The sequence below is a fragment of the Streptomyces poriferorum genome (genome assembly GCF_019399235.1).
Taxonomy (GTDB): domain Bacteria; phylum Actinomycetota; class Actinomycetes; order Streptomycetales; family Streptomycetaceae; genus Streptomyces; species Streptomyces poriferorum.
The window spans coordinates 1-1,385 of sequence record NZ_JAELVH010000587.1; the positions used below are offsets into that span (position 1 = coordinate 1).

2 protein-coding genes are annotated in these 1,385 nt (G+C 68.6%); both read right to left on the bottom strand.

Going from position 1 to position 1,385, the window contains the following annotated elements:
- A partial coding sequence (locus tag JGS39_RS39845) for an electron transfer flavoprotein subunit alpha/FixB family protein (protein ID WP_372456198.1) occupies positions 1-526 on the bottom strand: 526 nt, incomplete at its 3' end.
- Positions 527-582: 56 nt separating this feature from the next.
- On the bottom strand, positions 583-1,368 hold the full coding sequence (locus tag JGS39_RS39850) for an electron transfer flavoprotein subunit beta/FixA family protein (RefSeq protein WP_219574633.1): 786 nt from the start codon (positions 1,366-1,368) through the stop codon (positions 583-585).
- Between the last annotated feature and the right edge of the window lie 17 nt (positions 1,369-1,385).

The following is a 1,385-nucleotide window of genomic DNA, read 5'->3' on the forward strand; positions in this document are numbered from 1 at the left end:
CCGAGAAGGAGACCGTGAGGGTCTCGACGGCGCCGGCTGCCGGAGCCTGCTCGACGGGGGCCGAGTTCGGCTTGACCGTGACGACCGGGATGCCCTTGGAGACACGGGACTTGGTGGTGTACGAGGCGGCGAACGCCGACTGCGTGGCGACCGGGCCCTGGTCACCGGCTTCCAGGTCGACGGCGTCGGTGATGATGCCGGAGCCGATACGGACCGCGAGACGGGCCGCGATCTCCTTGGCCTCCGCGGACGAGGGCAGCAGCACGGCGGCCGGGGACACCGCGGCGCAGGCGGCCTGCAGCGCGTCCACCTTCGGAACGACGAGGTAGTCGGCGAACTCGGCGGCCTCCGCGGTCAGGACCCTGACCGCACCGTGCTCGGCGAGCACGGCCGCGGTGTCCGAGGCCCCGTTGCCCAGGGCGACGGCGACGGGCTCACCGATACGGCGCGCCAGCGTCAGCAGCTCCAGCGTGGGCTTGCGGACGGCACCGTCCACGTGATCGACAAAGACGAGAACTTCAGCCATGGGACTTCAATCTCCTGCGATTGAACGAAGAAACAACGAAGGAATGCGCGCGGGGCTCAGATGAACTTCTGGCCGGCCAGGAACCCGGCCAGAGCCTTGCCGCCCTCGCCCTCGTCCTTGACGATCGTGCCCGCGGTACGGGCCGGACGCGCGGCCGCGGAGTCGACCGCGGTCCAGGCACCGCCCAGACCCACCTCGTCCGCGTCGATCCCCAGATCATCCAGATCCAGCGACTCGACCGGCTTCTTCTTCGCCGCCATGATCCCCTTGAACGACGGGTAACGGGCCTCACCGGACTGGTCGGTCACCGACACCACCGCGGGCAGCGACGCCTCCAGCTGCTCGGACGCCGTGTCACCGTCCCGGCGGCCCCGCACGACACCGCCCTCCACGGAAACCTCGGACAGCAGCGTCACCTGCGGCACACCCAGCCGCTCGGCCAGCAGCGCCGGAACCACACCCATCGTGCCGTCCGTCGACGCCATCCCCGAGATCACCAGGTCGTAACCCGTCTTCTCGACCGCCTTCGCCAGCACCAACGACGTACCGATCGCGTCCGTACCGTGCAGATCGTCGTCCTCGACGTGAACAGCCTTGTCCGCACCCATCGACAACGCCTTGCGCAACGCGTCCTTGGCATCCTCCGGACCCACCGTCAGCACGGTGACCTCCGCATCGTCCGCCGCGTCCGCGATCTGCAACGCCTGCTCGACCGCGTACTCATCCAGCTCCGACAGCAGACCGTCGACATCCTCACGATCCAACGTCAGGTCATCGGCGAAATGCCGGTCACCGGTCGCGTCGGGCACGTACTTCACACAGACAACGATCCTCAAGCTCACGCCGGCTCTCCCTCTCC